The organism is Streptomyces sp. CNQ085, from assembly GCF_022614595.1.
GTDB lineage: Bacteria > Actinomycetota > Actinomycetes > Streptomycetales > Streptomycetaceae > Streptomyces.
On record NZ_JAJFAU010000081.1, the window covers coordinates 1 to 22,152 of the forward strand.

Here is a 22,152-nt window from a genome sequence, read left to right on the forward strand (position 1 = left end):
CTCCCCCACCGCGGCGCGGCGGGAGCGTCCGGGTGACGGAGCGGGCCGCTGACCTGCGGAGAGACGTCGGTGCTTTCACCCGCGCGCGGCAGTGCGACGGCAGGCGCGGCCGTCGTGGTGGGCCTGCTGGTGGTGGCCGCGACCGGCCGTGACGGGGGCCGCACCCCGGGCGTCGCCGGCGCCGGCCTGAACGTCACCCAGACACAGGTGTGGGTGGGACTGGCCGTGCTGCTCGCCGTCATCGCGGCCGTCGCCCACCGTCTGCGCCCCGCGCCCCGTGCCGGCGGGGCGGCGGCACGCGACGGGGAGGAGGCGTCCTGAGGGAGACGGTGCGAGGGGGGCGGGAGAAGCCGTGTCAGCCGGCGCCGCCGTGCCGGGCTCCCGGGGCTTCATCCGGGCCCGGCGCGGCCTCCCCGGGCAGGAAGGTGATGTGGGGCCTGCCGGTGCGGGGGTGGAGGACCACCTCGCCCGCCACCCCGTACACCTCGGCCAGCAGCCGGGGGGTGAGGACCTCGGCGGGCGGACCCGAGGCGTTGACCTCGCCGTTCCTGAGGACGTAGAGGCGGTCGCAGTAGTACGCGGCCAGGTTGAGGTCGTGCAGGGCGACCAGCACGGTGGCCGGGAGGCGGCGCAGCAGGCCCAGGACCTCGAGCTGGTGGCGGACGTCCAGGTGGTTGGTCGGCTCGTCCAGGACGAGCAGGGCGGGCTGCTGGGCCAGGGCGCGGGCGATGAGCACCCGCTGGCGTTCCCCGCCGGAGAGACGGCCGAAGGGGCGGCCGGCCAGATCGCCGGCACCCACCGCGGTGAGCGCCGACTCGACCAGGGAGGCGTCCTCGGGAGTGTCGCCGTCGAGCAGCCGCTTGTGCGGGGTGCGGCCCATGGCGACGACCTCGCGAACGGCGAGGTCGAAGTCGGCCGTTGGCTCCTGCACCACCGCGGCCGCGGTACGGGCCAGCCGCCGCACCGGCAGCGACCAGAGGTCCTCACCGTCGACGCGGACCCGGCCGGCATCGGGGCGCAGGACACGGTAGACGGCGCGCAGCAGGCTGGACTTGCCGCTGCCGTTGGGCCCCACGAGCCCGATGGTCTCGCCCGGACGGGCGGTCAGGGAGACGTCCCGCACCAGGTGCCGGGCCCCCGCGGTGAGTGTGACGCCGTCGACGTGCAGGTCGGTCGCGGTCATGCCACTCCCCGGTCGGTGTCCCGCCGGGCGTCCCGGCGCATCAGCCACAGGAAGAAGGGCCCGCCGCACAGGGCGGTGAGGACACCGACCGGGATCTCCGTCGGCGCGGCGATCGTCCGCGCGAAGATGTCCGCCCAGATGAGGAAGACCGCACCGCCGAGGGCCGCCGTCGGCAGCACCCGGCGGTGGTCGCCGCCGACGAACAGGCGCACGATGTGCGGCATCATCAGACCGACGAAGCCGATCGGCCCGGCCGCCGCGACCAGCATCCCCGTGACGAGGGAGAGCAGTACGAACAGTCGGGCGCGGAACCGGGCCACGTCCAGCCCCATCGTGGTGGCCGCCTCCTCACCGGCCAGCAGCAGGTTCAGGTTGCGGGCCTGTACGACGAGTACGGTGGTGCCCAGGAGCATGGCCGCGCCGGGCAGCCACAGAGTGCCCCAGCCGACACCGCCGAGGCCGCCGAGGGTCCAGGCCAGGACCGCGCGGGCCTCGTTGCCCCGGTCGGTGGTGAGCAGCAGGAGGTTCAGCACCGCGGTGAGCACCGCCGCGATCGCCACTCCGGACAGGACGAGCCGCGAGGAGGTGATGCGTCCGCCGGTGCGGGCGGTGGTGTAGACGAGCAGCAGCGCGCCGAGCGCGCCCGCGAAGGCGGCGGCCGACAGCGACACCGGTCCCAGCCAGGTCACCCCGAACACGATCACGGCGACGGCGCCGAGGGACGCCCCCGAGGACACCCCCAGCAGATAGGGCTCGGCGAGCGGATTGCGGACCAGGGCCTGCAGCGCGGTGCCGATCACCGCGAGCCCGGCACCGGTCACCGCACCGAGCAGCACGCGCGGCGCCCGCACGTCCAGCACGATGGTCTCCCGCGCCCGGGACCAGTCGGGGACCTGCCAGTCGGCTCCCAGCGCGTGCGTCACGATGCCCCACACCTGGCCGGGCGGCACATGCACCGAACCGATGGCCAGACCGGCAGTGGCCGAGACCACCAGCAGGGCGACGAGGACGAGCAGGGCGGTGGCGGGGGTTCCCCGGTCCGCCCGCCTCCCGCCGTACGAGGGACGCCGCACGGCCGCGTCGGCGGGCGCGCTCGCGGCCGGGGCCGTCACCGGAAGTTCTCGGGGTGCAGACCGCGGGCCAGGTCCTCCACGGCGTAGGCCGAGCGGATGCCGACCAGGGTGGCGGTCAGCGGCAGCACGACGAACCGCTCGTTCCTGATGGCGGGCACATCGGCGAGGGAGGGCCGGGAGAGCAGGAACTCCTTCTTCCGCTCGACGCTGCCGGCGCCGGCGTAGTCGTAGACGGCGATGACCTCCGGCTTGCGCTCGACGACCTGCTCCCAGGAGACGTCGCCGAAGACGTCGTCGAGGTCGGCGAAGACGTTCTCGCCCCCGGCCAGCCGGATCAGCTCGGTGCTCAGGCTCTTGCCGCCCGCGGTGAGGGCGGCCTTGTCGCCGCTGTCGTAGACGAAGACGGGCACCCGGGGTTCCTCCTCGACGGCCGCGGCGGCCTCGTCGACCCGCCCCCTCAGATCGGAGACCAGCTTCTCCGCCCGGTCGGAGACGCCGAAGATCTCGCCGACGGTGCGGATCTCGGCGTAGGTGTCCTCCATCGTCACCCGCTTCTTCCCGCAGTACTCGCGATTGAGGTGGGTGTTGATGCCGGCGTCGGCGAACGCCTTACGGGAACGGCCCTCGTTCTCGGCGAAGGCGCTGCCGTAGCCGCCGTAGACGAAGTCCGGCTCGGCGTCGAGGACCATCTCGAACGAGGGCTCCCTCTCCGCCAGCTCGGGGATGGACTCGTAGTCCTCCCTCAGCTCGGGCAGAGGAGCGGAGTCGGGGAAGGCGGTGCCCACCATGCGGTCCTTCAGACCGAGGGCGAGCATCAGCTCCGCCGGATGCTGGTGGATGGTGACCACCCGCGACGGCGGCCTGTCGTACGTCGTTTCCGCACCGCAGTTGTCGACGGTGACGGGGAAGCCCTCGGCCGGCGCCGACGCTGCCTCGCGGCCCCGTGAGGCGTCACCGGAGGAGCCGCAGCCCGCGGCCAGCAGGACCGCCGACAGGGCCGCGGCTGCGGTGCGCGGGACGCGGCGCCGCCGGGCGGGCAACCGGCGTTCGGGTGAGGGAAAACGGGTGTGCGCAGGGGTGGACATGTGAAGCCTCCTGGGGAGTCCGCGCTCCTCGGAACGGGCCCGCGACAGACCAGTGTCCTGACTCCCGGATCGACGCTTCCCCCCTGCCTTCCCACGCGGCGCGCGGTGGCGTACTCAAGGGGTGCACTCCCCGGTCACAGTGGCGGGACCGTGCCGGATTCGCACCGGCTTCCTGTCTCCCGTCGCGGTGATGACCAGCTGATCCTACGTTCATCCGAGACGGGAGTGGAAGGGCGTACGGCACCGGCCGCGCGCTTCCTTCGTGTCACCCCTCGCGGACCGCTCGCAGGACCAGCCGCTCGGCGTCCTCGTCGTAGGGGCGGCCGTCGAAGCCGCCGAAGACCTCCACACGGCCGAACCCCGCCTCCTGGGCCATCCGCCGCAGCTCCACGGCGCTGTAGACGAACCACACCAGTGTGGCCCGCGTCACCCGCTCACCCCGGACCAGCACCCAGTCGCTGCGCAGCCGCGCCCAGTCGTCCAGCACCGTGTCGGTCTGCACCAGCAGGTCCTCCCCGCGCCGCACCACCTTGGGCGGGGTGACCCTGCGGGCCAGCAGCTCCTTGCCCGCGAGATCCAGCACGAGGGTGCCGCCGGGCGCCAGGCAGGCGTGCATGGTGGCGAGGACCCGGGCGTTGTCGGCGGGGTCCTCGAAGTACCCGAACGACGTGAACATGTTGAGGACGACGTCGAAGGCGCCCGGCGCCTCGTACTCACGCGCGTCCGCCCGCACGTAGATCGCCGGGGCTCCGGCCTCGGCCGACCGCTCGCGTGCCCGCTCCAGCATCGCCGGGCTGATGTCCACCCCGGTCACCTCGTGGCCGCGGCGGGCGAGCGGCACGGTGAACACCCCCGGCCCGCAGCACAGGTCCAGCACCCTCGACCGGGGCGCGAAGGACAGCAGGGGAGAGGTGTCCAGCAGCTCCTCGGCCTGCTCGTAGCGCTGCCCGGAGAAGAGGAAGTCGTGGAACTCGGTCCAGAAACCGTCGTCCTGGAACCCGCCCGTCCGTGCCATGCGGTCTCAGTGCTCCTTCGTCGCCTCGGGGGTGGGACGCCGGGCCGTGCGGCGGCGCAGCGTCAGCAGTACAGGGGGGAGCAGCGGGCACTGCGCGGTGGCCCGTCGAGCGCCCCCAACATGGCCCGCCCGCACTCCCGCCGCGTGCCCAGGCCCAGGCGTCTGTTCGGGCGCCCGAGCAGTCACCGGACGCCCGTCGGCGGTCCGGGCAGCGGTTCGGTGAGCACCCGCAGGGTGTTGGCGGCGGCCACGGCCCGGTGCGTGGCCAGTTCGGCCGTCTCCGCCTCGGCGTAGACGATGCCCGCGTATCCGCGGCTGTCGGTCAGATGCTCGACGGGATCGCCGATCCGCTTGACCGGATACCAGGCGGGCTTCCCCGGCATGTCCGCCAGCCGGTCCAGCCCGGCGACTCCGGTGAACACACCGGGCTCGGCCGGGTAGCCCAGGACGAAGGCCACGGCCGGACCGCCGGGCAGGTCCGTGTCCATCAGACGGGGACGGCGGCCCAGCGCCGCCTCGGCCACCGCCTCGTAGACGTTGACGCCGAGCGCCCGGCACAGACCCTCGCCCACCAGCGCGCCCCCGATCCGGGGATTGATCTCCACCACCTCCGGACCGTCGGCGGTCAGCGCGAACTCCACGTGCGCGAAGCGGTCGGTGTACCCGACGGCGGCGAGCACCTCGCCGGTCCACCTCTCCAGCGATACCCGCAGGGCCTTCGGGAAGGCGACGGGGAAGGCGGTGATCTCCTCGCGGAAGTGGGGCTCGGCCGACATGAGCCTGCTGGAGACGCCCAGCAGCCGGGTGCGGCCCGCCCAGGTGAGGGTCTCGGCGCTGTACACCGGGCCGCTGAAGTAGGGCTCGGCGAACAGCCGCCCCTTCAGGGGCCGTTGCGCGGCCCGGCGCAGGACCGGGTCGAGCTCGCGCTCGTCCCGGACCAGCCAGACGTTCTGGCTCCCGGTGCCGGCCGTGTCCTTGAGGACCGCCGGCAGGCCGACCTCCTTCAGCAGCGGCCCGCGCAGCTTTGCGCCCGGCCCGGCCGCCTCGGCGGCCCGCCCGCGTGTGAGGCCGGCCTCGTGCAGCCGGTTGCGCACGGCCGCCTTGTCCCGGGTCAGCCGCAGGACGGCCCCGTCGAGGCCGGGCAGTGAGAAACGCGCGGTGAGCTCCGCCCCGACCAGGGTCCAGGTGTCGGTGGAACTGATCAGACCGCGCAGCTCCGGGGTGCGGTCCAGCACGTCGGCGACCCGCTCCACGTCGAAGGTGTCGGTCTCCACGACATCGAGGGAGTCCGTCGGCAGCCGCTCCAGCTCGTAGGCGTAGTAGGAGGGGTCGCGGGTCAGCAGCAGCAGCCGCTCGCCGAGCGCACCGGCCGCGCGCACCAGGTGCCCGAGGCCGAAGGTCAGCGACTCCAGACAGGCCACGGTCATGCCGCGCGCCCCTTCCAGCGGTCGGGGCGGGCTGTGCGCCGCCAGGCCATCCTCGACCAGGGCATGGTCATCTCCTCCGGGGCGCCGACCTCGGCGGGCTTCAGCGCGGCGGGGTCCAGGGCCTCCTCGTGCCGGGCGAAGACCCGCTCCACGTAGCGGTTGCCGGTGTCGGCGCCGATCACCAGGTGCACCCGGCCGGGATGGCGGCGGGCCTCGTACATCGCGGCCAGGTAGCCGGCGCCGGTGGACAGCCCGGCGAAGACGGCGTGGTCGCGCAGCAGGGCGACCGCGCCGGACATGGCGTGGGTGAAGTCCAGCCAGTGCACGGTGTCGTAGAGGTGGTGGCGGACGTTGTCGAAGACGATCGACGACCCGATGCCCGCGATGATCGCCTCGGGGTCGTGGTGGTCCTGGCTGCCGAAGGTGACGCTGCCGAAGGGCTGGACGCCGACCAGCCGCACCGAGGGGTCCGCCGTCCGGAGCCTCTCCACGATGCCGCCCGTCGAGGCGCCGGAGCCCACCCCGCCGACGACGGTCAGCCCGGCCGAGGGGAACGCCTCCGCTATGCGGTCGGCGACCTCGTGGTAGCCGAGGTAGTGGACCTCGTCGTGGTACTGGCGCATCCAGTGGCAGCCGGGGCGCTCGGCGAGTACCTCGCGCACCCTCCGCACCCGGAGCTCCTGGTCGAGCCTGAGGTTCCGCGACGGCCTGACCTGTTCGACGGTGGCGCCGAGGACCTCCAGCTGGGCGAGCGTGGTCGTGTCCACGGTGGTGGACGCCACGATGTGGCACCGCATGCCGTACCGGTGGCAGGCGAGCGCCAGCGCGTACGCGTAGATGCCGCTGGAGCTGTCGACCAGGGTCTGCCCCGGCCGGACCGTGCCCCGCTCCAGCAGGTGCCGGACGGCGGCGAGGGCCGAGTAGACCTTCATCGACTCGAACCGGAGCAGGATCGTTTCTTCGGTGAGCCGGACCAGGTCCGGGACCTTCAGGGCGTCGGTGATGTGGGGGTGGATCACCCGTAGCCTCCTTGGGCGAATGAGCACTGGTGGCCGAGCGAGTGGAAGAAAGCCGACAGTTCGGACCTGGTGTCGGCGTCCGGGCGGCGGGTGAAGAGGTATCCGGCCAGGCAGCCGGTGTGGGCGACGAAGACGCCGTCGGCCCCGAACCGCTCGCGGCGGGCGAGCAGATCGCCGAACGCCGCCTTGGGCAGTACCTCCTGGGACAGCGAGGCGCTGACGGTCGCGGCACGGGCGACGGTCGCCGGGTCACCCGAGCCGAAGCCCTTGAGGAGATCGGCCAGGCACCGTTCGTACTCCTCCCCGCGCCACCGGTAGTGCTCCAGCAGCGGGGGCGTGACGGCGGCGGTGTCCACCGAACCGGGCTCGCGGACGAACGCGGTGTGGAAGCCGATGCCCGTGCCCAGCCGCCGGACCACCCGGTGCCGGCCGCTGAGGTACAGCGCGAACTCGTCGAGGAAGACACTGTCGGCCCGCTCGATCGACGCCAGGACGCCGAGCACCACGTCCAGGTCCCAGGGCAGGGAGAAGAGCCGGAACAGGCAGCGCAGCGTCGCCACGATGTCCGCGGTGGAACTGGCCATCCCCACGCCCACCGGCAGGTCGGAGTGCGTGCTCCAGGTCCCCGGCGGCAGGGCGAGGCCGTAGTGCTCCAGGAAGAGCCGGGCCGCGGTCGCCGCCTTCTCGCCGAGCGGCGGCCGCGGCGGGCCGGCCGCGCCCCCCGGAGTGAAGTAAACCCAGGAGTGCCGGTCCACGGGGAAGGACACCAGGGCGATGTCCGGATCGGCGCCCGCCCGCAGCGGCCCCTGGTACAGCTCGCCCAGGGTGCCGTGGCAGACGCCGGACACGGTGCGGCCCGGTCCGCCGGGCCGGGGGCCGGCCCGCCCCGCGGGGACGGCGGAGACCTTCGTGGTCACGAGCGCGTCCTCCTCCCGTAGTCCAGCCCCGGGCACCGGTCGGTGAGGAGGTGCGGCCGCGTGCACGCGGCACGGCCTTCCGTACCGCCGACCCAGTCCTCGAGGTCACCGTGAGCAGCCCGCGCGTCCCGCACGGGCGCAGTGGCAGGTCTTCGGACTCGCGGGCACACCCGCCGCAGAACCGGCGGGCACCTACCGGCCGTCGCTTCCCCGGCCCGTCACGGGCCCAGTGCTGGATGACGGCGGTCGTTCCCACTCACCGCTGCGGGACAGTCCCGGATTCCCACCGGGTTCCCTCTTACGTCATGCCACCGGACGTCCGTGCCGGACGGGAGACGCGAACCGACTGCGCGCATCAGCGTAGGCAAACCCGACTTCCCGCGACAGCACCTGTTACGCGGTTGTCCTGAAGTGATCGGTGTGGGCGGCGCCGTGGACGCACCCCGGACGCGGTGCGGAGCGGACCGGGGGCCCCGGTCCGCCGGGCCGGGGCCGCCGCCGCGACCGGTGAGCGGACCCCGGCCTCCCGCCGCCCCGCGCGGCAGACGAGGGACGAGTACGGGTCAGGGGCCCTGAGGCCGCTGCTGTGGGTCCTCAACAGGATCAGCAACGGGCTGGCCAGGCTGTTCCGGGTCACCCCGCGCGAGGAACTGGCCTCGGTCCACAACCGCGAGCAGCTCACCCACCTCATCGCCGAGTCCCAGCGCCTGGGCCTGATCACCAAGAGCGAATCCGGCTTGTTGACCCGCTCGCTCACCGCACCGCGGGAGCCGGTCGGCGCACTCATGATTCCCGCGGACCGCGTCATCGCCGTCCCCGCCGACGCGGACGCGGACACCATCCTGGCCATCGCCTCCCGACACGACCGCACCCGGCTGCTGGTGCTGGACGGCACCCGGGTCGTCGGCTCGGTCCGCGCCCGAGACGTGCCGGTGGCCCGCATCCGCGGCCGCGCGGCCACCGCCCGCGCCCTGGCCCGCCCGGTTCCGGAACTGGAGCCGCGCGACACCGTCGCGGACGGCATCGAACTGCTCCGGCAGCGCCGCGCGACCCTCGCCGTTCTCCGGGACGAGAGGGGGAGGCCTGTCCGGGATCGGCCGCTCCCGGCATGAGGGAGGCTGCGGGCACCGGAGCGGCCACCACCGCGGGAACCGGGGAGACGGAGAAGAGGTGAGCGCGGGGGGCGGCGCACCCGGGGGAGGGCCTGGCCTTGGAGTTCCCCCGCGGGGGCCAGACCCTCCCGGCGCCCTGCCGCGCAGAGGGACGGCTCCGCGCCCTCAGCGGTGGTAGAGCCCGAATACCGTGCCGTCGGCGAGCTGCCGGCCCTCCACCGCGGCGTGCACGTCGTCGGCGCTCGCGCCGTCCTCGACCGGTGCCGGCCCGGACAGCGCGTAGAGGCGGAAGAAGTACCGGTGGGCGCTGTCGCCGGCCGGAGGGTGCGGCCCGTCCCAGCCCCGCTGTCCGTAGCCGTTGGTCCGGGGCGTGCCGCCACCGGGCGTCTGCCCGGCCCGCACGCCGTCGGACGCGGGGTCGATGCCGGTGACCAGCCAGTGGAGGAAGGTCCCCGTCGGCGCGTCGGGGTCCTCGCACAGCAGGAGGAGTTCCGCCGTCCCGTCCGGCACCCCCGACCAGCTCAGCGGGGGAGAGACGTTGTCGCCCTCCTTCGCGTAGCGGCGCGGGATGAAGGCGTTGTCGCTGAAAGCGGAACTTCGGAGGTCGATGCCGGCCATGCCGCGAGGGATACCCCGTGCGGCGCCGGTGCGCACGGCGCGACGCCCCAGTCACCTGAACGAGCGCGTCCCTTCCGCGCGCTCCGACGCGGGCTTCGCCCGTCGACGGAGCCTGCCCGTGTCCCCCCGTCCCTCCCCGCCAGATGGTGCTCAGGGTGATGCGGAGGGCGGGAAGTGCGGTGCGGGGCCGTGGTCGCGGGACTCGTTTCGGTGTTCATATATCGTCCTCCGATATCGGAGTCCGTGAGGATGCGGCCCTGTGTCGCTGAGGAGTGTGCCCATGAGCAAGCCATCGACCGCCGGCGGTGTCCCGGAGGAGTTGCGGCGGACGCTCGGCGTACCCGATGCCGTCGTGATCGGCCTGGGGTCGATGATCGGCGCCGGGATCTTCGCCGCGCTCGCCCCGGCCGCGCGGGCGGCCGGTTCCGGACTGCTGATCGGTCTGGCCCTGGCGGCCGTGGTCGCCTACTGCAACGCCACCTCCTCCGCGCGGCTCGCGGCCCGCCACCCCGCCTCTGGCGGCACCTACGTGTACGGCCGCGAGCGCCTCGGCGAGTTCTGGGGCTACCTGGCGGGGTGGGCCTTCGTCGTCGGCAAGACGGCCTCCTGCGCGGCGATGGCGCTCACCGTCGGCTCGTACGTGTGGCCGGGGCAGGCGCACGCGGTCGCGGTCGCGGCGGTGGTGGCGCTGACGGCGGTGAACTACGCCGGGGTGCGGAAGTCGGCCTGGCTCACCCGCGCGATCGTGTCCGTGGTCCTGGCGGTGCTCACCGCCGTGGTGGTCGCGGCCCTGACCGCCGGTACGGCGGACGCGGCCCGGCTGGACATCGGCTCGGACGCCACCTTCGCAGGGGTGCTCCAGGCGGCGGGGCTGCTGTTCTTCGCCTTCGCCGGCTACGCGCGCATCGCCACCCTCGGCGAGGAAGTCCGCGACCCCGCCCGCACCATTCCCCGGGCGATCCCGACGGCGCTGGGCATCACCCTCGTGGTCTACGCCCTCGTCGCCGTCTGCGTCCTGATGCTGCTGGGCTCGGACGGGCTGGCCGGGGCGGCGGCGCCGCTGTCGGACGCGGCCCGTGCCGCGGGCGCCGACCGGCTCGTCCCCGTCGTCCGTGTCGGTGCGGCCGTCGCCGCGCTCGGCTCCCTGCTCGCACTGATCCTCGGAGTCTCCCGCACCACTCTGGCGATGGCCCGTGACCGGCACCTGCCGCACGCCCTGGCCGCCGTCCATCCCAGATTCCAGGTCCCGCACCGCGCCGAGCTGCTCGTCGGCGCCGTGGTGGCGGTGGCCGCCGCGACCGGGGACCTGCGAGGCGCGATCGGGTTCTCCTCCTTCGGCGTCCTGGTCTACTACGCCGTCGCCAACGCCTCCGCCTGGACCCTCACCCCCGCCGAGGGCCGCCCGGCCCGGGTCGTTCCGGTCGTCGGGCTGGCCGGCTGCCTCGTCCTGGCCTTCGCGCTGCCCGTGTCGTCGGTGGTCTCCGGTGCCGCGGTCCTGGCCGCCGGTGCCGCCTGGTACGGCGTTCGCCGCCGGTTCGCCGCGCGAAGCTGACCACCCCGCGATCCGTTCGGTCATCCGATCGGGCGGCGCCCCGGGCCGGCCCCGGTGCCGCCCGATCGCGCCGCCGCGGTCCGCCCCTGCGCCCCGGTCCAACGACGCCCGCCTCACCCGTGCCCGGTCCGCAGCCCCGGCCGGGACGGCAGTGCCGCACAGTGATCAGGGCGCGCCGTCGCCCAGGACCTCGCGGGCCAGCTCCGCCAAGGCCCTGCGGTCCTCGGCCAGGGCCTTCCTCCCGGCCTCGGTCGCCTTGTAGAGACGCCGGGTGCGGCCGTCCACCACCCGCTGCTCGGAGGTCAGCAGGCCGTCGGCCTCCAGCCGGTGCAGCGTCGGATACAGCGTGCCGGGGCTGATCCGGTAGCCGTGCGAGGCCAGTTCCCCGGTCATCCACGCGCCGTGGATCTCCTCCTCGGCCGCGTGATGCAGGATGTGCAGCCGCACCGCTCCCCGCTGGAACTCCCGCACCCTTACCCCGCCTCCCCGCCCTCCGGGCAGTGACGAAACCGATATCGGACACCGAGTCTACGACGGGAGCCGCCGTTCACCTCCGCTCCCCGCACGGCTCACCGGCCGGCGAACCAGGCGCGGGGCGCAAGGCCGGGACACCGATCCCCGGAGACAACCGCGATGACGGACACCGGTACGCCGTGGAACAAGTGGGGGAGCGGCCCGAGCGGGCCGTGCTGGTCGCCGCCCAACCGCGGGACGTCGACGGCGCGACGCGAGCGGGACTGGCCGGAGCCTGGCTGCGGAGGGACCCGGGCGCCTATCCGGGGTCTGTCAAACGTTCGGCTCTGTCACCACCGGATGTGAGACAGAGCCGATCCGGGTTCTGTCGACGATCTTGTGATCCGGACGGCTGAGCGGCCCTGCCCACTGTTCGCGATCATGCATCGAGTGTTCCCGTAGCGGGACTGACCACCCCGCACAGCCGCCATACCCCACTGCTGCGTGGGGTGCTGACCCAGATCGGTCTGCCCCTGGCCGGCCGGGCAGGAGCCCGCCTGGCGGCCGCGATCGGCGTCTGTGTGGGCCGGGACACGCTGCTGCGGCTGGTCAGGGCCCTGCCCGAGCCCGATGCCGGCCCCGTGGAAGCGCTGGGCGCGGACGACTTCGCCTTCCGCGGGGGCCGCCATTACGGCACGGTCCTGATCGACATGGCCACCCGCCGTCCGCTGCATCTCTTCGACGGCCGCCTGGCTGCGCGAGCACCCCGAGGTGAAGGTCATCTGCCGAGATCGCTCCAGCGGTTACGGGGAGGGCGCGCGGCTCGGGGCGCCCCAGGCCGAGCAGGTTGCCGACCGCTATCACCTGTGGGCCAACCTCGGCCAGGCGGTCGAGGAGACGGTGAACGCCCATCGCGCCCGCCTGGTCGAGCCGGGGGCGGAGCCGCTGGTGGTCCAGCCACTACGGGAGCTGAAGGTCGTGACCCGGCGGCGGGAGCAGCATGCTGCCGTCCACGAACTGTGGGCGAAGGGGATGTCGAAGGCGGCGATCGGCCGGAAACTCGGGCTGCACCAATGCCGCCCGCCAGGACTGGGACAAGACCGCCAAGGTTTCGAAGCCGGTCTGCACGGCGCCGACCGAGGAGGCCGCCCTGGAGCGGTTCGCCGAGACACGGGGCCGGAAATATCCGACGCTCACCGTTCTCTGCCGCAACGCGAATGCGCGCAGGGTGCGGGTGCACGATCTCCGGCACACCTGCGCCTCACTCCTGCTGGCTCAGGGGGTGGATGCCCGGACCATCATGGAGACGCTGGGGCACAGCACGATCACCATGACGCTGGACACCTACGCGCACGTGATGGACACGACCCTCAGAGCAGCCGCCGAGCGGATGGAGGACGTGTTGGGGCCGGAGGACGGGGGAGAGGGAGACAACGTCGCCCGGCCGCCCGAGTGACCCCGGTTGATGTCAGCCGCTGATGTCAGAGGCCCCCTGGGATGATCCCAGGGGGCCTCTGAGCAGTGTCGGGACGACAGGATTTGAACCTGCGACCCCTTGACCCCCAGTCAAGTGCGCTACCAAGCTGCGCCACGTCCCGATGCCCTCCCGATTCGGGATCTTGTCCCTCACCGTTCGCGCACAGAAACCATACCGCATTTCGGGGAGTGCTCGCTCACTCCCCGGAGGCCCGGGAGGGAAGATCACTTCCGCTCCCCGGGCGGTCTCCGGGCGGCCGTTCCGTCACCCGTCGCGCACGGAGGGCCCGCGCGAGCAGCAGGCCGCCGACGGCGGGGAGCCGGGCCCGAGAAGCCCTGGTGGGAGCCGGGGCGGGTTTGCCGGGGCGCAGGCGGGAAACGCGGTTGCCCTGGTCGTTGGCCCCGAGGACTGGAGTCGCACGTGAGCCGTTCCCGGATTGTGATCGTCGGAGCCGGGTTCGCCGGTTACCAGACCGCCAGGACGCTGTCGCGGAAGCTCCGCGGGGCGGCCGAGATCGTGCTGGTGAATCCGAACGACTACTTCCTGTACCTGCCGCTGCTGCCCGAGGTGTCGGCCGGGCTCCTGGAGGCGCGCCGGGTCTCGGTGTCGCTGGCCGGGACGCTGCCCAGGGTTCGGCTGGTGCTGGGGGAGGTCCACGGCGTGGACCTCGACGGGCGCTCGGTCACCTACACCGATCCCGAGGGGACCGAGAAGCACCTGGGCTACGACCGGCTCGTCCTCACCGTCGGAAGCGTGAACAAACTGCTGCCCATCCCCGGGGTGGCCGAGCACGCGGTCGGGTTCCGGGGCATGCCGGAGGCGCTGTACCTGCGCGACCACATCAGCCGGCAGGTCGCCCTCGCAGCAGGCGCCGAGGATCCGGAGGAGTGCCGGGCCCGCACCACCTTCGTGGTCGTCGGCGCGGGGTACACCGGTACCGAGGTGGCCGCCCACGGCAAGATGTTCACCGATTCCCTGGCCCGTCAGCACGCCCGCGGCGCCGGGGGGATGCGGGCCGACGCCCGGCCCCGCTGGATGCTGCTGGACATCGCGGACCGGGTGCTGCCGGGCCTGGACGAGAAGCTGGCGCGGACCGCCGACCGGGTGCTGCGCAAGCGCGGGGTGGAGGTGCGGACGGGGACCTCGGTGAAGGAGGCCACCGAGGACGGCGTCCTCCTGGACACCGGGGAGTTCGTCCCCACCCGATCGCTGATCTGGTGCGTCGGGGTGCGGCCCGATCCGCTGGTGGAGCAGCTCGGCCTGCAGACCGAGAAGGGGCGGCTGATCGTCGACGAGTACCTGAACGTCCCCGGCCACCCAGAGGTGTTCGCCTGCGGCGACGCCGCGGCGGTGCCGGACCTGGCCAACCCCGGCCAGTACACGGCGATGACCGCCCAGCACGCCCACCGGCAGGGCAAGACGGCCGCGAACAACGTGATGGCCTCCTACGGGGCCGGCACCCGCCGCCCCTACAAGCACAGTGATCTCGGCTTCGTCGTGGACCTGGGCGGGGTGCAGGCCGCGGCCAACCCCTTCGGCGTCCCGCTGTCCGGCCCGGTCGCCAACCTCGTCACCCGCGGCTACCACCTCGCCGCGATGCCGGGCAACCGGATCCGGGTGGCCGCCGACTGGGCGCTGGACGCCGTACTGCGGCGGCAGGCCGTCCAGCTCGGAGTGCTGGACGCCTGGTCGGTGCCGCTGGACACCGCATCGCCCGAGACGGCCCGGCTGCGCGGCTGACGGCTGCCCCTCACAGGGCGTCCGTGTCCGTCTCCCCGTCCGCGCCCGAGTCCGTGTCCGCGGGCCGCCGGGAGACCGGCGGCCCGTAGGGGCCGATCAGCTCGCGGTCCCACCAGGCGCCGGTGGAGCGCAGCTCCCGCCAAGTGGTGAAGCGGTAGCGGTACAGCAGGGCCCGTACGTGGGCGGGCGGGGTGTCGGGGAAGGGGTTGACACGCAGCAGTGACAGGGAGCCGGGGTCGTTCTCCAGCAGTCCGCGCAGCAGCCGGGTGAACCAGGGCGCCGCATAGGAGGGGGAGAGCGCGGCGAACCACATCAGCCAGTCCAGCCTCAGGTGGTACGGCGCGTACGGGCGCGGCAGTCGGCGCACGTCCCCCGGCTTGCCCCTGAAGCCGTACTCCCGCCAGCGTGTGGCATCGGTGATCCGCTCCTCGTCGGTGCCCTCGATCACCACCTCGTGCCGGACGCGTGTCACACTGCCGAAGGCGCCGTAGGTGTTGACCAGGTGGAGCCGGTCGAAGGAGGCGTTCATCCGCTGACGGCGCGAGAGCAGGTTGCGCGTGGGCCGGTAGCTGAGCGCCGCCACCAGAGCGGTCACGGCGATGACGGCGGTACCGAACCACAGGGGTGTGGGGCCGTGAGCGGGGGCGTCGGCGACCGCGGAGGCGTCGACGGCGGAGAAGGCCAGCACGACCGTCAGCCAGTTGAGCCAGGCGAAGTTGCCGGACGCCATCAGCCACAGCTGGGTGACGACCACGGCCAGCCCGGCGGCGCTCGCCACCGGCTGCGGAAGGAACAGCAGGAAGGGGACGGCGAGCTGGGTGACGTGGTTGGCGGCCGCCTCCACCCGGTGCAGCGGGCGCGGCAGCCGGTGGAAGAACCAGCTCAGCGGGCCCGGCATCGGCTGGGTCTCGTGGTGGTACTCAAGACAGGTCAGCCTGCGCCAGCAGGGGTCGCCGCGCCACTTGATCAGCCCCGCGCCGAACTCCACCCGGAACAGCAGCCAGCGCAGCAGGAGCAGGGTGAGCAGCGGCGGGGCGACATCGGCGTTGCCGAGGAAGACGGCCAGGAAGCCGGCCTCCAGCAGCAGCGACTCCCAGCCGAACGCGTACCAGGTCTGGCCGACGTTCACGATCGACAGGTACAGCGCCCACAGCAGCGCCCACACCGCCATGGACGCCGCCAGCGGCACCTGGTCGGCCGCGCCCAGCAGCACCGCCGCCGACAGCGCCGCGCCCAGCCAGGCCGCGGACGCGAAGAGGCGGTCGGAGTAGCGCAGGTGGAACAGGCTGGGCGAGGCGCGGAAGGACACCCGGCGCAGGAAGTCCGGGACCGGGGTCAGGCCGCGCTCGCCGATCAGTGCCCGGAACTGCAGCGCCGCCGAGACGAACGCGACGAGGTAGACGGCGGCCAGGCCCCGCTGGAGGACCAGCCGGCTCAGCCAGTAGTCGGGTGCCGCGAACCATTCCCACTCCATGGCGCAGATGGGTACCACCGGGGCCCGCCGTCATGCGGCGGGCCCCATGGGCGCACGAGTGGGCGCACCGGGCGGGTGTACGTGTGTACGGGCCCGCTCAGCGCTCCAGCACGAGCGCCTGGCCCTGGCCGACGCCGATGCACAGGGCCGCGAGGCCGGCGCGGGCGCCGGTGGCGGCGAGGTGGTGGGCGACGGCGCCGGCCAGGCGGGCGCCGGAGGCGCCCAGCGGGTGGCCGAGGGCGATCGCGCCGCCGTGGGGGTTGACGACGGCGGGGTCCAGGCCGGGCCATTCGGCCAGGCAGCCCAGGACCTGGGCTGCGAAGGCCTCGTTGAGTTCGACCACGTCCAGGTCGGCGAAGGTGCGGCCGGCCCTGTCCAGGGCGTTGTGGACGGCCTGGACGGGGCCGAGGCCGAAGAGGTTGGGTTCGACGGCGGTGGTGGCGGAGGCGCCGATGCGGGCCAGGGGCGGGCGTCCGGTGGCCTCCAGCCCGGCCTCGTCGGTGAGCAGGAGCGCGGCGGCGCCGTCGTTGAGGGGGGAGGAGTTGCCGGCGGTGACGGTGCCGCCGTCCGCGCGGAAGGCGGGCTTGAGCTTGGCCAGCGCGTCCATCGAGGTGGTGTCGCGGATGGACTCGTCGCGGGCCAGGCCGGTGCCGGGGACGGGCACGGTCTGGGCGTCGTGGACGCCCTTCTCCCAGGCGGCGGCGGCCTTGCGGTGGCTGGCCAGCGCGTAGGCGTCCTGGGCCTCGCGGGTGACGGCGTGTTTGTCGGCGACCTGCTCGGCGCCCTCGCCCAGGGAGACGGTCCACTCGGGGGGCATGGCGGGGTTGGTCATGCGCCAGCCCAGGGTGGTGGAGTACATCTGCTGGTGGCCGGCCGGGAAGCCGCGTTCGGGCTTGGGCAGCACCCAGGGGGCCCGGGACATGGATTCGACGCCGCCGGCGATGGCGACGGAGGCGTCGCCGCAGGCGATGGCGCGGGCCGCCTGGAGGACCGCTTCGAGGCCGGAGGCGCACAGCCGGTTGACGGTCACCCCGGGGACGGTGACGGGGAGGCCGGCCAGGAGGGCGGCCATGCGGGCGACGTTGCGGTTCTCCTCGCCGGCGCCGTTGGCGTTGCCGAAGACGACGTCGTCGATGCGGGCGGGGTCGAGGCCGGGGGTGCGATCGACCAGGGCTCGGACGACATGGGCGGCCAGGTCGTCCGGCCGTACTCCGGCCAGTGCCCCGCCGTACCGGCCGATCGGGGTGCGTACCGCATCGACGACATAGACATCACGCAGGAGATCGTTGGCCATGGCAGGGATCCTGGCAGGACCGTACCCGGATGGCCAGAAGCGGTCGGCGGGCATGGTCGATCACACACTCGCCGCTCCGCGGGTGTGGGCACGGGCACCGGCCCGGCACCCGACCGGCGCCTGATGGCCGACTGCGTACGCGCCGTGGACGCCGTGCGCGAGCACCCGGCGGTGGACCCGGGGCGGGTGGTGGTCGCGGGCGGCAGTCAGGGTGGCGGACTGGCCCTGGCGGTGGCCGGGCTGGCGCAGGAGGGAGTGGCGGCAACGCTGGTGGACGTGCCGCTCCTGTGCCACTTCCGGTGCGGCGCCGAACTGGCCGCGGCCGGCCCGTACCCGGAGATCGCCCGCTGCCTCGGCGTGCACCGGCGCCCCGACTCCGGCACCCGGCTCCGCACCGGAGCCGGGGCGCCGGAGCATCGGCGGTCCGTGACCGGTGTGCGGCCGACGGGCGTCAGTCGCGTCCGTTCAGGGTCGCGGTGATCCGCCGGGAGGCCTCGCGTGCCGCCTCCTTCGGATCGGTGCCGCGCAGCACCCGCGTCTGGTACGCCTTGACGGGGTTGTCCGCCTCCAGGCGGCCCCACCGCGGCGAGTTCGGGGTGGCACGCCCGTTGCGGGCGCCCTTCGCCATCGCCGCGGCGCCGGGGTCGTCCTCCAGCACGTCGGCCAGCTCGGTGCTGTTGGGCACCACGCTCATCGTCTGGGCCAGCTTCCGCTGCCACTTCTCGCCGGTCAGCAGTTTGACGAAGGAGTACGCGGCGTCCGGCTCGGCGGCCCGCTCGGGGATGATCAGCACCGAACCGCCGGTGAAGACCGCCCCGGGCTCCCCAGCCTCCCTGCCCGGGATCGGGAAGAAGCCGAGCTTGCCCGCCAGCTCCGGGTTCTCCCCGACGATCAGCTCCGCGGCGCCGGGCACGTCGATGATCTGGGCGATCTCGTTGCCGGCGAAGAACTCGCGCTGTTCCGGCCTGGACTCGTCGGAGTCGACGGGGCCCCGGCCGTAGGACTGGAGCTCCTTGTAGAACTCCATGCCGCGCAGCGCCTCGGGGGTGTCGAGTGCGCCGGCCCACCTGCCGCTGCGCTCGACGGCGAGGTCGCCGCCCTCGTCCCATATGAAGCCCGCCAGCACGTACCAGTTCTGCCCCGGCAGGTAGATGCCCTGCCGTCCGGGCTGGTTGAGCCGGGAGGTGACCTCGATCCACTCCTCGCGGGTGGTGGGCGGCCCCGCGACCCCGGCGTGCTCGAAGAGGTCCTTGCGGTAGATGACGACGCGGTTGGCGGCGTAGAAGGGGACGCCGTACTGGTAGCCGTCGATCTTCCCCGGCTCCTCCAGTCCCGGGACCCAGTGGTCGCCACCGAGGTCGAAGACCTTGATGGTGAGATTGGAGACCCCGCCGGCCTCCACGTACTGGGCGACCTGGGTGTTGCCCACCTCGATCACGTCGGGCGCGTCGCCGGAACCGAGGGCCGCCGTGACCTTCCTGTCGATCCCCGGCCAGTCCTGGACGGTGACCTCCACCTCCACGCCGGGGTTGCGCCGCTCGAAGTCCCGGACGGCGGCGTCGGTGAGCTCCTCGGAGAGGCTGCCTCGCATCAGCCAGACGTCGAGGGTCCGGTCCTGGTTCTGGTCGCCGGAGTCGCCGAGGACGCCGCATCCGCCGAGCAGCAGCGCGGCGGACAGGACGGGTGCGAGGGAGCGGAGGGGGTGACGGACGGGCATGGCTGTCCCCTGGGAAGTTGCCGACGGAACGGGGGTGGGGGTGCGCGTGGGGTCTGCACAGATTTGGCATAGACCAAATGGGGAGTCAAGGTCCAGTCCACAGAAGGTGAAGGCAAACCGGTTCGGGAGGCTTTTCGTGATCATGGAGTGATCGAAGGGTGACCGAAGAGCCACCCGCCGGGGGCGGAGCGGGGTGGCGCGTTCCTGCGGTTTAATTGCATGCTGATTGCAACAACGTGCTGTCGGCAACAGAAGTGGGGATCATGAGACTGCGGGTGATACGGACGGGCGTCGCCATGACGGCCGGCGCGGTGCTGGCCGGGACCGCGGCCTGCTCCGCGCCGGCCGACGGGAAGAGCGGTGCGGACGGCGGTACGGGCGACTCCCTGGTCGTGGGCATCGCCCAGGAACCGGACACCCTCAGTCCTCTGCTCGGCTACGGCAAGGACGGCAACTCCAAGATCTTCGACGGGCTGCTGCGGCACGGCGCCGACATGGAGCTGGAGCCCGCCCTCGCCGCGGAACTCCCCGAGATCGGCGACGGCGGCCGGACGTACACCTACACCCTGCGCGAGGGAGTGACCTTCAGCGACGGCACCCCCTTCGACGCCGAGGACGTGGTCTTCACCTACGAGACCATCCTCGACGAGAAGACCAACAATCCCTCCAGGGGCGAGCTGGACGCCCTCGGCGGTGTCACCGCCGAGGGCGAGGACACCGTCGTCTTCCGCCTGAAGTACCCCTACGCCGCCTTCGCCGAGCGCACTGTGCTGCCCATCGCCTCCAAGGAGGCCGCCGCCGGACAGGACGTCAACACCGGCCCCTACAACACCGAGCCGGTCGGCACCGGGCCCTACGTCCTCACCGGCTGGAGCCGCGGCGAGAAGCTCACCTTCGAGGCCAACCCCGACTACTGGGGCGGCGCGCCGGAGGTGGAGAAGTTCACCATGGCCGTCATCAAGGACGACGACATACGGGCCACCCGGCTGCGCTCCGGCGACCTCGACGCCGCCGTCCTGCCCCCCGCCCTCGCCGAGACCTTCGAAGGAGACGACGGCCGACGCGTGATCCGGGCCAGGAGCGCCGACTTCCGGGCCGTCACCCTTCCCACCGCGGACCCCGTCACCGGTGACCGCGCGGTGCGCCGCGCCCTGGACATCGCGGTGGACCGCGAGGCGATCGTCGACAGCGTGCTCAGCGGTGCCGGCCGGGCCGCGTACGGCCCCGTGCCCACCGACAGCCCCTGGTTCGCCAAGGGCACCGAACGCCGCCACGACCCTGACGAGGCGCGGAAGATCCTGGAGGAGGCGGGCTGGAAGACCGGCGAGGACGGGGTACGCCGCAAGGACGACCGCCGTGCCGCCTTCACCCTCTGGTACCCCTCCGGGGACCGGCTGCGCCAGGAGCACGCCCTGGCATACGCCGCGGACGCCAAGGAGATCGGCATCGACATCACCGTCGAGTCCGGCACCTGGGAGGTCATCGAGCCGCGCATGAAGAACGACGCCGTCCTCTCCGGCGGCGGCAGCCCGGCCGACCCCGACTTCGACCTCTACCCCCTGCTGCACTCCTCCCTGGCGCTGGACGGCTTCAACAACATGGCCGCCTACGACAACCCGGACGTCGACCGGGCCCTTGAGAAGGCGCGCCGCACCAACGACCGCGCCGCCCGCGCCGAGGCGTACGCCACCGTTCAGAGCGAACTGGCCCAGAACCCCGGCTACACCTTCCTCACCCACATCGACCACGTGTACGTGATGGACGACGCCTGGCAGGGCGTCACCACCCAGGTCGAGCCCCACGACCACGGCCTGGGCGCGGGGCCCTGGTGGAACGTCGAGGACTGGCGGCCGAAGAAGTGAAGGCCGCACCGCGCACGGGGCCGCCCTGGGCCCCGATGGCGCGCCTGGCGGGACGGCGGGCGCTGGCCGCCGTCCCCGTCCTGGCCGCCGTGACCCTCGGCGTCTTCGCGCTCGCCGCGGCCTCCCCCTTCGACCCGGTGCGCCAGTATGCCGGGAGCGCCGGGCTGCGCGCTTCCCAGGACACCCTCGACCGACTGCGCGAGAACCTCGCCCTGGACGGCCCGTTCACCGAGCAGTGGTGGAGCTGGCTCACCTCCGCGGCGACCGGGGACCTGGGCCGGTCGGTCTCCCTGCGCCAGCCGGTCGCCCAGGTCGTCGGCGAACGCCTGGGCTGGTCCGTGCTGCTGTGCGCGCTCGCGTTCCTCGTCGCGGTGGTGCTCGGCACGGTGCTCGGCGTCGTCGCCGCGCGCCGCCGGGGCGGATGGCTCGACCGCTGTGTCACCGGCGGCTCCTACGTCCTCCAGGCCGCCCCGCCGTTCTGGCTCGGACTGCTGGCCGTCTGGTTCTTCGCCCTCCAGCTCGGCGTGCTGCCCGCCGGCGGACTCACCGACAGCGGCGAGGACACCGTCACCGCGGGCTCGCTGGCACGCCATCTGACGCTGCCGGTGGCCGTGCTCGCCCTGTCCCAGCTTCCGTGGTTCGCCCTGTACGTACGGCAGGGAGTGGCCGACGCGCTCCACGAGGACCCGGTGCGCGGCGCCCGCGCGCGCGGGCTGCGCGAGCGCACCGTGCTGCTCGGACACGCCCTGCGCTCGGGGCTGCTGCCGGTACTCACGCTCATCGGCACCCGCATACCCGAACTGATCACCGGCGCCCTGCTGGTGGAGACCGTCTTCAGCTGGCCCGGGATCGCCTCGGCCACCGTCCGCGCCGCCACCGCCACCGACTTCCCGCTCCTGGCGGCCGTGACCGTACTGGCCACCGCCGCCGTACTCGCCGGGAACCTGCTGGCCGACCTGCTCTACGTGCTGGCCGATCCCCGGATCGACCCGGAGGAGATGTGACCGCCCCCGCACCGGCCCCCGCCTTCGATCCGGGCCGGTTCGACCTGGTCCACGCCAGGTTCGTGCTGATGCACCTGCGCCGGCGTGACGAACTTCTGCCCCGTCTGGCCTCCTGGGTCAAGCCCGGCGG

At 73.3% G+C, this 22,152-nt stretch carries 19 protein-coding genes, 1 tRNA gene, 2 pseudogenes and 2 riboswitches; of the genes and pseudogenes, 9 read left to right on the forward strand and 13 right to left on the reverse strand.

Annotated features, from left to right (window positions below; genetic code table 11):
• Positions 1-69: 69 nt before the first annotated feature.
• The gene (locus tag LJ221_RS14765) at positions 70-321 is read left to right on the forward strand and encodes a hypothetical protein (protein ID WP_241717167.1); all 252 of its coding nucleotides are present in this window, start codon (positions 70-72) and stop codon (positions 319-321) included.
• Positions 322-355: 34 nt separating this feature from the next.
• Here the strand turns inward: LJ221_RS14765 and LJ221_RS14770 are convergent, their stop codons facing one another.
• The 7 genes from LJ221_RS14770 to LJ221_RS14800 all read right to left on the reverse strand — a co-directional run bounded on the left by LJ221_RS14770 (position 356) and on the right by LJ221_RS14800 (position 7,719).
• Positions 356-1,183: an ABC transporter ATP-binding protein gene (locus LJ221_RS14770; protein ID WP_241717169.1), complete on the reverse strand. Its 828-nt coding sequence runs from the start codon at positions 1,181-1,183 to the stop codon at positions 356-358.
• A complete protein-coding gene (locus LJ221_RS14775; protein ID WP_241717171.1) occupies positions 1,180-2,295 on the reverse strand; it encodes an iron ABC transporter permease in 1,116 nt (371 codons plus the stop codon). The genes LJ221_RS14770 and LJ221_RS14775 overlap by 4 nt, the downstream gene beginning before the upstream one ends.
• Positions 2,292-3,341: an ABC transporter substrate-binding protein gene (locus LJ221_RS14780; protein WP_241717174.1), complete on the reverse strand. Its 1,050-nt coding sequence runs from the start codon at positions 3,339-3,341 to the stop codon at positions 2,292-2,294. The genes LJ221_RS14775 and LJ221_RS14780 overlap by 4 nt, the downstream gene beginning before the upstream one ends.
• Before the next feature lie 29 nt (positions 3,342-3,370).
• Positions 3,371-3,555: riboswitch (cobalamin riboswitch) on the reverse strand.
• A 51-nt stretch (positions 3,556-3,606) separates the two neighbouring features.
• Positions 3,607-4,356 carry a class I SAM-dependent methyltransferase gene (locus LJ221_RS14785; RefSeq protein WP_241717176.1) on the reverse strand — a complete coding sequence of 250 codons (750 nt, stop codon included), beginning with the start codon at positions 4,354-4,356 and terminating at the stop codon, positions 3,607-3,609.
• A 182-nt stretch (positions 4,357-4,538) separates the two neighbouring features.
• A complete protein-coding gene (locus LJ221_RS14790; RefSeq protein ID WP_241717178.1) occupies positions 4,539-5,783 on the reverse strand; it encodes an ATP-grasp domain-containing protein in 1,245 nt (414 codons plus the stop codon).
• Entirely contained in the window at positions 5,780-6,802 is a 1,023-nt protein-coding gene (locus LJ221_RS14795; protein WP_241717180.1) for a cysteine synthase family protein, read from the reverse strand. The genes LJ221_RS14790 and LJ221_RS14795 overlap by 4 nt, the downstream gene beginning before the upstream one ends.
• Positions 6,799-7,719, reverse strand: a complete 921-nt coding sequence (locus LJ221_RS14800) for a hypothetical protein (RefSeq protein ID WP_241717181.1) — start codon at positions 7,717-7,719, stop codon at positions 6,799-6,801. The genes LJ221_RS14795 and LJ221_RS14800 overlap by 4 nt, the downstream gene beginning before the upstream one ends.
• A gap of 143 nt (positions 7,720-7,862) precedes the next feature.
• A riboswitch (cobalamin riboswitch) is annotated at positions 7,863-8,032 on the reverse strand.
• Positions 8,033-8,291: 259 nt separating this feature from the next.
• Here LJ221_RS14800 and LJ221_RS14805 point away from each other — a divergent pair.
• Positions 8,292-8,831, forward strand: a pseudogene (locus tag LJ221_RS14805) (CBS domain-containing protein); the annotation flags it as partial.
• A 165-nt stretch (positions 8,832-8,996) separates the two neighbouring features.
• Here LJ221_RS14805 and LJ221_RS14810 read toward each other — a convergent pair.
• Positions 8,997-9,449, reverse strand: coding sequence for a YbhB/YbcL family Raf kinase inhibitor-like protein (locus LJ221_RS14810; RefSeq protein WP_241717183.1), 453 nt, complete (start codon positions 9,447-9,449; stop codon positions 8,997-8,999).
• A 280-nt stretch (positions 9,450-9,729) separates the two neighbouring features.
• On the opposite strand from LJ221_RS14810, the gene LJ221_RS14815 reads away from it, so the two are divergent.
• Positions 9,730-11,001 (forward strand): APC family permease, encoded by a 1,272-nt coding sequence (locus LJ221_RS14815; RefSeq protein ID WP_241717185.1) that lies wholly within the window; start codon positions 9,730-9,732, stop codon positions 10,999-11,001.
• A gap of 165 nt (positions 11,002-11,166) precedes the next feature.
• On the opposite strand, the gene LJ221_RS14820 is transcribed toward LJ221_RS14815, so the two are convergent.
• Positions 11,167-11,472 carry a PadR family transcriptional regulator gene (locus LJ221_RS14820; RefSeq protein ID WP_241717187.1) on the reverse strand — a complete coding sequence of 102 codons (306 nt, stop codon included), beginning with the start codon at positions 11,470-11,472 and terminating at the stop codon, positions 11,167-11,169.
• A 753-nt stretch (positions 11,473-12,225) separates the two neighbouring features.
• Between LJ221_RS14820 and LJ221_RS23970 the strand changes: the two are divergent.
• Positions 12,226-12,372 (forward strand): annotated as a pseudogene (locus LJ221_RS23970) (transposase); the annotation flags it as partial.
• A gap of 82 nt (positions 12,373-12,454) precedes the next feature.
• Positions 12,455-12,910, forward strand: a complete 456-nt coding sequence (locus LJ221_RS23975; protein ID WP_374228460.1) for a tyrosine-type recombinase/integrase — start codon at positions 12,455-12,457, stop codon at positions 12,908-12,910.
• A 68-nt stretch (positions 12,911-12,978) separates the two neighbouring features.
• Here the strand turns inward: LJ221_RS23975 and LJ221_RS14830 are convergent.
• Positions 12,979-13,052 (reverse strand) — tRNA-Pro (locus LJ221_RS14830).
• A 299-nt stretch (positions 13,053-13,351) separates the two neighbouring features.
• Here LJ221_RS14830 and LJ221_RS14835 point away from each other — a divergent pair.
• Positions 13,352-14,671, forward strand: coding sequence for an NAD(P)/FAD-dependent oxidoreductase (locus LJ221_RS14835; protein ID WP_241717189.1), 1,320 nt, complete (start codon positions 13,352-13,354; stop codon positions 14,669-14,671).
• A 10-nt stretch (positions 14,672-14,681) separates the two neighbouring features.
• Here the strand turns inward: LJ221_RS14835 and LJ221_RS14840 are convergent, their stop codons facing one another.
• Positions 14,682-16,145 carry a lipase maturation factor family protein gene (locus tag LJ221_RS14840; protein WP_241717191.1) on the reverse strand — a complete coding sequence of 488 codons (1,464 nt, stop codon included), beginning with the start codon at positions 16,143-16,145 and terminating at the stop codon, positions 14,682-14,684.
• Positions 16,146-16,242: 97 nt separating this feature from the next.
• Positions 16,243-17,439: a thiolase family protein gene (locus LJ221_RS14845; protein WP_241717193.1), complete on the reverse strand. Its 1,197-nt coding sequence runs from the start codon at positions 17,437-17,439 to the stop codon at positions 16,243-16,245.
• Between the two features lie 84 nt (positions 17,440-17,523).
• Between LJ221_RS14845 and LJ221_RS23980 the strand changes: the two genes are divergently transcribed.
• A complete protein-coding gene (locus LJ221_RS23980) occupies positions 17,524-17,919 on the forward strand; it encodes an acetylxylan esterase (RefSeq protein ID WP_374228461.1) in 396 nt (131 codons plus the stop codon).
• Here the strand turns inward: LJ221_RS23980 and LJ221_RS14855 are convergent.
• On the reverse strand, positions 17,891-19,156 hold the full coding sequence (locus LJ221_RS14855) for an extracellular solute-binding protein (RefSeq protein ID WP_241717195.1): 1,266 nt from the start codon (positions 19,154-19,156) through the stop codon (positions 17,891-17,893). The two genes, LJ221_RS23980 and LJ221_RS14855, sit on opposite strands and share 29 nt — an antisense overlap.
• 263 nt (positions 19,157-19,419) lie before the next feature.
• On the opposite strand from LJ221_RS14855, the gene LJ221_RS14860 reads away from it, so the two are divergent.
• Positions 19,420-21,018, forward strand: a complete 1,599-nt coding sequence (locus LJ221_RS14860; RefSeq protein ID WP_241717197.1) for an ABC transporter substrate-binding protein — start codon at positions 19,420-19,422, stop codon at positions 21,016-21,018.
• Between the two features lie 35 nt (positions 21,019-21,053).
• Entirely contained in the window at positions 21,054-22,022 is a 969-nt protein-coding gene (locus LJ221_RS14865; protein ID WP_241717199.1) for an ABC transporter permease, read from the forward strand.
• The last annotated feature ends 130 nt before the right edge of the window (positions 22,023-22,152 follow it).

Excerpts from the sequence above, each read along its gene's own strand:
- LJ221_RS14840 (WP_241717191.1), bottom strand. The coding sequence starts at position 16,145 with ATGGAGTGGGAATGGTTCGCGGCACCCGACTACTGGCTGAGCCGGCTG.
- LJ221_RS14865 (WP_241717199.1), top strand. The coding sequence starts at position 21,054 with ATGGCGCGCCTGGCGGGACGGCGGGCGCTGGCCGCCGTCCCCGTCCTG.
- LJ221_RS14855 (WP_241717195.1), bottom strand. The coding sequence starts at position 19,156 with ATGCCCGTCCGTCACCCCCTCCGCTCCCTCGCACCCGTCCTGTCCGCC.
- LJ221_RS14815 (WP_241717185.1), top strand. The coding sequence starts at position 9,730 with ATGAGCAAGCCATCGACCGCCGGCGGTGTCCCGGAGGAGTTGCGGCGG.
- LJ221_RS14790 (WP_241717178.1), bottom strand. The coding sequence starts at position 5,783 with ATGACCGTGGCCTGTCTGGAGTCGCTGACCTTCGGCCTCGGGCACCTG.
- LJ221_RS23975 (WP_374228460.1), top strand. The coding sequence starts at position 12,455 with ATGCTGCCGTCCACGAACTGTGGGCGAAGGGGATGTCGAAGGCGGCGA.
- LJ221_RS14785 (WP_241717176.1), bottom strand. The coding sequence starts at position 4,356 with ATGGCACGGACGGGCGGGTTCCAGGACGACGGTTTCTGGACCGAGTTC.
- LJ221_RS14770 (WP_241717169.1), bottom strand. The coding sequence starts at position 1,183 with ATGACCGCGACCGACCTGCACGTCGACGGCGTCACACTCACCGCGGGG.
- LJ221_RS14860 (WP_241717197.1), top strand. The coding sequence starts at position 19,420 with ATGAGACTGCGGGTGATACGGACGGGCGTCGCCATGACGGCCGGCGCG.
- LJ221_RS14810 (WP_241717183.1), bottom strand. The coding sequence starts at position 9,449 with ATGGCCGGCATCGACCTCCGAAGTTCCGCTTTCAGCGACAACGCCTTC.
- LJ221_RS14845 (WP_241717193.1), bottom strand. The coding sequence starts at position 17,439 with ATGGCCAACGATCTCCTGCGTGATGTCTATGTCGTCGATGCGGTACGC.
- LJ221_RS14780 (WP_241717174.1), bottom strand. The coding sequence starts at position 3,341 with ATGTCCACCCCTGCGCACACCCGTTTTCCCTCACCCGAACGCCGGTTG.